Origin of the sequence: Nocardia sp. NPDC047654 (genome assembly GCF_043205035.1) — a bacterium.
In the GTDB taxonomy this organism is placed as follows: domain Bacteria; phylum Actinomycetota; class Actinomycetes; order Mycobacteriales; family Mycobacteriaceae; genus Nocardia.
This window is the reverse complement of sequence record NZ_JBIDDF010000007.1, coordinates 253,954-260,523: the sequence shown is the minus strand read 5'-3', so window position 1 is coordinate 260,523 and position 6,570 is coordinate 253,954. Positions and strand designations below refer to the sequence as shown.

Sequence of the window (6,570 nt, the reverse complement as noted above, 5' to 3'; positions counted from 1 at the left end):
CACACGGGGGGTGAAGAGCCGGAACCAAATAAAACATTTGGCACTGACATTCATCGACACACTATTGAGTTCTCAAAGAACACACGCACACACATCCAAACCGGCCTGAACCGGACCTTCTGTGAGGCAACTTTTCCAGCTTAGCCCATTCGTTCACCCGATCAAAATCGGGCTCCCGTTCGAGCCATGTGATGGCCAGGCGCTCCTCGTCCTACCTCGTTTCCCGGTCCATCCGCTCGGCGTCTCCGCCTCGCTTCTCGGCTCCGGGTCGGTGTCCGTGTCGCTCTGACTTGGATAAAGTTACGCGGCGGAAAACGCTACGTCAAATCGCCTGTCCAGCGCGTCTTTTCGCAGGTCAGAGGTGCGCCGTCGGGTGTGCGCCCGGTGGAATGACACAAATGTGATTCAGGCCACGACAAGATCGTTTCGGTGGCCCGTTCCGCTGTCCCCGATCAACCGCCCAATGGAGCTCGACGCGGCACGACCTTGCGGTAGGAGATCCGCCATCCGGCGGATTCCCGCACCACGACGTCTTCGTATGTCACGCTCCCGCAACCGCCGTCGGCGTTGATGCCGATTCCCTTGGACCGCACCACGACCACGCCCGCGTCGTTGTGGGTGATGAGGACATTGGTGACGTGGTGTCCGACCGGATTCGCGTCGCCGAGCGCGAGCGCCGCTTCGCGGAGGGCGGTGACGCCGCGTGCCGCGGCTCATTGCGGGATGGCAGCCGCACGAAGCAATTTCGCGCCGAGGCCGGCGAGGAGATCTCTCATCTCGGCGGGTTCGACGACCTCGAAGTCCAGGTCCAGGTGCGCGATGCGCAGTGCGGTCCACTCCAGGGAATCGGCCGAGGTGCGCAGGAGGCAGGTGTGCGCATCCAGCGGTTCGATCTCCTCCGCGCGCACGCGGAACGCGTCGGCGAGGGTCTCGGCGCCCGCGTGCACGCGCAGGACCACTCGGCGGACCGGCCTGGTGCGGGCCAATTGGCTGGTGACGAAGGTCGCCGCGTCTTCGGCGGGCAGTGCCCGGGCCGCGCACCGTATTCCGGTGGGCTGCGGAGACGTCAGCCGATCCACCCGGAAGGTGCGCCAATCCGCGCGATCGACGTCCCACGCGACCAGGTACCAGCGGCGACCGGCGGAGACCAGACTGTGCGGTTCGGTGAGGCGGCCGGTTTCCGCGTCTGCCTTGTCCCGGTAGCGGAAGCGGATCCGTTCGCCGTCGCGCGCGGCGGCGGCCAAGGCGACGAGCACCTCCGGATCGATCATCGGACCGGCCGGGGGCCCGCCGAGCGAGACGGTGGTGGTGTCTATCGCGTCGACCCGGCGGCGCAATCGCGACGGCAGCACCTGCTGCAGTTTCACCAGGGCGCGGGCAGCCGATTCCTCGATACCCGCGATCGCGCCCTGCGCCGCGCCACGCAGCCCGAGGGTGATCGCGACCGCCTCCTCGTCGTCGAGCAGCAGCGGCGGCAGCGCGGCGCCCGCTTCCAGGCGGTATCCGCCTATCGCGCCGAGGCAGGCGACCACGGGATATTCCAGCTCGCGCAGGCGCTCCACATCCCGGCGCACCGTCCGCACGGTGACCCCGAGCCGCGCGGCCAGTTCCGGCCCGCTCCATTCGCGACGGGTTTGCAGCAGCGACAGCAGCTGGAGCAGGCGCGCGGCGGTCTGGGTCACGGGTTCCAGTATGGCCGAGAAGGAGGACAGAACCTGACCTCATCGGCTCCTAGCGTGAGGCTCGTGCATGCTCATCAAGACACCATCAGGATCGCCGGGGCCAGGGTGAACAACCTCCGGGACGTGTCGCTGACGATCCCCAAGGGCAAGATCGTGGTCTTCACCGGCGTCTCCGGTTCGGGGAAGTCGTCGATCGTCTTCGGGACCGTGGCGGTCGAATCGCAGCGGCAGCTCAACGAGACCTTCACCTGGTTCATTCGCAACCGGCTGCCCAAATACGAGCGGCCGGAGGCCGACGCGATCGACAATCTCGCGCCCGCCGTCGTCGTCGATCAGAAGCCGATCGGCGGCAATTCCCGGTCCACCGTGGGGACCATGACGGATATCCAGTCGATCATCCGCGTGCTGTTCTCCCGGCACAGCGTGCCGAGCGCGGGCGAGGCGACGCGCTATTCGTTCAACGACCCGCTGGGCATGTGCCCCGCGTGTGGCGGTCTGGGCCATGTGGTGCGCCCGGATCTGGGCAAGCTCATCGATACCGGCAAGTCGCTGAACGAGGGAGCCATCACCTTCGGTCCGTTCGCGGTCGGAACCTTCCAATGGCAGCTCTACGCCGAGTCGGGACTGTTCGACCCGGACAAGCCACTGCGGGACTTCACCCCGGAGGAGTGGCAGTTGTTCCTGCACGGCAAAGGGTTCCGGGTGCCGCGCAAGAACCGGAACGGATCCGCGGGGAACAACGCCTACGAGGGTCTGCTGGAGCGGTTCGACCGCCTCTACATCAAGCGCGATCTCACCGCGCTGTCGGACAGGAATCGCGCGGCCGCCCGCGCCGTGGTCACCGAGAAGATCTGCCCGGACTGCGGGGGCGCCCGGCTCAACGCCGACGCGCTGGCGAGCCGGATCGATGGCCTCGGCATCGCCGACTACGGCAGGCTGGAGATCACCGATCTCATCGAGGTGCTCGCGGGGCTGGACGATCCGGTGGCTCGACCGATCGCGCGGGCGGCCATCGGGCGGTTGCGCCGGATCGAGGAGGTCGGGCTCGGCTACCTGTCGCTCGATCGGGAAACCGCGACCCTCTCCGGCGGCGAGGCGCAGCGCCTGAAGGTGGTCCGGCATCTGGGCTCCAGCCTCACCGGTATGACCTACATCTTCGACGAGCCGAGCGTCGGCATGCATCCACGCGACGTGGGGCGGCTGAACACTCTGCTGAGCCGGCTGCGCGACAAGGGGAACACCGTTCTGGTGGTGGAGCACTCCCCCGACGTCATCGACCTCGCCGACCATGTGGTCGACATGGGGCCGGGGGCCGGTTCGCGCGGCGGGCGGGTCGTGTTCCAGGGCACGGTCGATCAGCTCCGGACCGCGCCGACGGCGACCGGTGCGGGATTGCGCCGGGCGCGGCGGGTGAAGGACGCCGTCCGCGAGCCGACGGGATGGCTGACCGTCACAGATGCCGACGCCTACAACCTGAAGAGCCTCACCGCGCGGTTTCCGACGGGCGTGCTCACGGCCGTGACCGGCGTGGCGGGTTCCGGGAAGAGCACGCTGGTTTCCGGCGCGTTCGTCGCCGCGCATCCGCAGGTCATCGCGGTGGACCAAGCGGCGATCGCCGCCTCCCGGCGCTCCAGCCCGGCCACCTATCTCGGCATCATGGACCCGCTGCGTCAGCTCTTCGCCAAGCGGCACGGTGTGCGACCGGGCTTGTTCAGTTTCAACTCCGACGGCGCCTGCGGCGAATGCGACGGCGCGGGAGTGATCTTCACCGACCTGGCGTACATGGATCCGGTCACCACGGTGTGCCGGGCCTGCCACGGACGCAGGTATCGCCCGGAAGCGCTCGCCTACGAGATTCGCGGAGCGTCGATCGCCGACATCCTGGAGATGCCGGCCGAGGAGGCGCTGGAGTTCTGGGCCGAAGACGGAGACCGGCGCGTGCACACGCCGTTGCGGGCGCTGCTCGACGTCGGTCTCGGCTATCTCACCCTCGGCCGCGCGCTCACGTCGCTGTCCGGCGGCGAGCGCCAGCGCATCAAGCTGGCCGATCATCTCCAGCGGCGCACCGGAGCCGGTATCTATGTGCTGGACGAGCCGACCACCGGACTGCACATGGCCGACGTCGACACGCTGGTCGGACTGCTCGACCGGCTGGTCGACGCGGGTAACACGGTGATCGTCATCGAACACGATCTCGACGTCGTCGCCCGGGCCGACTGGGTGATCGATCTCGGACCGGACGGCGGAAAGCACGGCGGCGAAATAGTTTTCGCCGGGACCCCGGCGGCCCTGCTGGCGGACGACCGGTCGCTGACCGCGGAGTACCTGCGGCGCAGCGTCGGCGTCCGTGCCTGACCGCCCCGCGGGAAACGCATAGCGCCATCGCACGGATCTCGGCTGCCGAAGCATCGAGCAGCCGAGTTCCATCGGACCGATACCGCACAGGGACGTCTATCGCGACGGCATCATGAACCTATGACGACGCGGGAGGTGGTCCGGGCGGGAGCTTTCGCGCGGATCTACGACCCGGGCGTCGGCGAATCGGAAGACTGGTACATCAACGATCACACGATCGTCCGCGACGACGCCGGGCGCTGGCACCTCTTCGGCATCACTCACCCGGAGCCCGCCGACCCGTTCGACGAGACCGAGTTCGCCCACGCCACCGCGGACCGGCTGCACGGGCCGTGGACCACGCGCGACCGTGCGTTGCTGGTAGATCGGAACTACGGCGAAACGCATCTGTGGGCGCCTTACGTGGTCGGCGCCCACGAGCGGTACTACATGTTCTACGCGGCGGGCGGAGCCGATCGCACCGCCGCGGCGATGAACCTGGCGACGTCGCGCGATCTCTTCCGATGGACCCGCTCGCCCGCGGGCCCGCTGTTCCGCGACGGATACGACGCTCGCGACCCGATGGTGGTGCGGGTGGGCGACCAATGGGTGATGTACTACTGCGCGACCAGCGCCCCGACGGGCGGTCACCACGTCGTCGCCTATCGCACCAGTACCGACCTCGTGCACTGGGGTGAGCGCCACATCGCGTACACGGACCCGACGAAAGGCACCGAGGCGGGCAACACCGAATCGCCTTACGTCCTGCGGCACGACGGATGGTGGTACCTGTTCATCGGCCCGCGCCCGCATTACGTCGGCACCGACGTCTTCCGCAGTGACAGTCCTTTCCGCTTCCGCATCGGAGACAAGGTCGGCCACATAGCGGCGCACGCCGCCGAAGTGATCGGCGCGGACGGCCGCTGGTGGATCACCAGTGCGGGCTGGGGCCGGGGCGGCGTCCATCTGGCGCCGCTCGACTTTCCGCAGTCGCGCGTGGTCAAAACGGTTCCGCGCTAAGCGGTCCGAAGCGCGGGGCCGAGCGCGAATTCGGCGAAAGGCGTCTCCGGGCTCGGTCGCGGCTGGTATCTGTTGATCGAGTCGAACTCTCCGATCACCCCACCTACGGGAGGGACCGGCATGGCCCGTATCGGCGTTATCAGTGTTTCCGATGGTCGCGACTATGTGCATGCGGGCATCGCCGATTTCATCGCCTCCACCGAGGATCGGCTGGTGGCCGCGCTGGCGGCGGCCGGACACGATGTGGTCCGCGGCGCGGCGCCGATCAGCGACAACGCGCTGGCTACTTCGGTGGGGCGCACCGTCGCGGCGGCGGGCGTCGATCTGACCGTCCTGCACTACGCCGTCTGGGCGTTCCCGCATTTCACCATGCTCGCGGCGGGCGCCATCCCCGGGCCGCTGCTGCTGCTGTCGAATATCGACCCGGTGCAGCCCGGGATGGTTGGCATGCTCGCCGCGGGCGGCGCGCTGGATCAGATCGGGCGCAGGCACAGCAGGCTGTGGGGTGATCCGTCCGATCCCGAGCTCGTCGAGGCCATCGGCGTGCGTGCGCGGGCCGCGGCCGCTGTATCGGGCTTGCGCGGTTCGACATTCGGGCGCTTCGGCGGGCGGCCGATGGGCATGAACACCGCGGTCGCCAATACCGATCAGTGGCAGCGGCAGTTCGGCATCGATGTCGAGGAAATCGATCAGTGGGAGATCGTGCGGCGCGCCGAACTGGCCGACGCGGGCGAGGCGCGGGCCGCACGCGAGTGGCTGGAGCGGCACACCGCGGGCGTGCACTACGACGGGGCGAAGCTCACCCCGCAACTCCTGGAACGCCAGATCCGGTCCTATCTGGCGGTACGCGAATTGATCGCCGAATGGCGGCTGGACTTCTCGGGGATCAAGGGGCAGCCCGAACTCACCCAGTATTTCGCCACCATGGACGTCACCGAGGCGTTCCTCAACGATCCCTACGACTGGAACGGCCCGAAGGAACCGCACGTCTGCGCCACCGAGGCGGACATGGACGGTGCGCTGACCATGCAACTGCTCAAGCGGATCGCGGGCACCCCGGTGCTGTTCGCCGATGTCCGGCACTATCACGCCGATCGCGATATCTGGGACCTCTGCAATTCCGGCCAGCACGCCACCTGGTTCGCCGCGCGCAGCGCCGATCCCGTCGAGAACCTGGGGAAGGTACACCTGTATCCGGAGGTCTTCTTCTTTCCCGCCGGCGGCGCCTCGGTGCACCATCTGGCCGCCCCGGGCCGGATGACCCTCGCGCGGCTCACCCGTCTCGACGGCTCCTACCGCATGCAGCTGATGCTCGGCGAGTTCGAGCACTACGACCAGCAGACCAACGAGGCGCTGATGAAGCAGTCGACCCGGGAGTGGCCGCACGCGTTCGCCCGGCTGGACGCGCGCGCCGAGGACTTCCTGAACCGCTTCGGCGCCAACCACATCCACGCGGTGCCCGGCGACCACCGGGCGGCCGTCCGCGCGACGTGCGAGTTGCTCGACGTCACGGTGGACGAGTTCACGCGGTGAC

General features: G+C 68.1%; 4 protein-coding genes and 1 pseudogene. 3 read left to right on the top strand and 2 right to left on the bottom strand.

Features of this window, described 5'->3' with window-relative positions; translation table 11 throughout:
- Positions 1 to 452: 452 nt before the first annotated feature.
- Both ACGF7Y_RS21040 and ACGF7Y_RS21035 read right to left on the bottom strand, forming a co-directional pair.
- Positions 453 to 686: pseudogene (locus ACGF7Y_RS21040) on the bottom strand (nuclear transport factor 2 family protein); the annotation flags it as partial.
- Between the two features lie 27 nt (positions 687 to 713).
- The gene (locus tag ACGF7Y_RS21035) at positions 714 to 1,682 is read right to left on the bottom strand and encodes a helix-turn-helix transcriptional regulator (RefSeq protein ID WP_393236169.1); all 969 of its coding nucleotides are present in this window, start codon (positions 1,680 to 1,682) and stop codon (positions 714 to 716) included.
- A 63-nt stretch (positions 1,683 to 1,745) separates the two neighbouring features.
- Here ACGF7Y_RS21035 and ACGF7Y_RS21030 point away from each other — a divergent pair, with 63 nt between their 5' ends.
- From ACGF7Y_RS21030 to ACGF7Y_RS21020, 3 genes are all read left to right on the top strand, one after another.
- Positions 1,746 to 4,037, top strand: a complete 2,292-nt coding sequence (locus ACGF7Y_RS21030) for an ATP-binding cassette domain-containing protein (RefSeq protein ID WP_393236167.1) — start codon at positions 1,746 to 1,748, stop codon at positions 4,035 to 4,037.
- Positions 4,038 to 4,157: 120 nt separating this feature from the next.
- Positions 4,158 to 5,036: a glycosyl hydrolase family 32 gene (locus tag ACGF7Y_RS21025; protein ID WP_393236165.1), complete on the top strand. Its 879-nt coding sequence runs from the start codon at positions 4,158 to 4,160 to the stop codon at positions 5,034 to 5,036.
- Between the two features lie 120 nt (positions 5,037 to 5,156).
- Positions 5,157 to 6,569 (top strand): L-fucose/L-arabinose isomerase family protein, encoded by a 1,413-nt coding sequence (locus ACGF7Y_RS21020; protein ID WP_393236163.1) that lies wholly within the window; start codon positions 5,157 to 5,159, stop codon positions 6,567 to 6,569.
- Position 6,570: the final 1 nt, after the last annotated feature.

Excerpts from the sequence above, each read along its gene's own strand:
- ACGF7Y_RS21025 (WP_393236165.1), top strand. The coding sequence starts at position 4,158 with ATGACGACGCGGGAGGTGGTCCGGGCGGGAGCTTTCGCGCGGATCTAC.
- ACGF7Y_RS21020 (WP_393236163.1), top strand. The coding sequence starts at position 5,157 with ATGGCCCGTATCGGCGTTATCAGTGTTTCCGATGGTCGCGACTATGTG.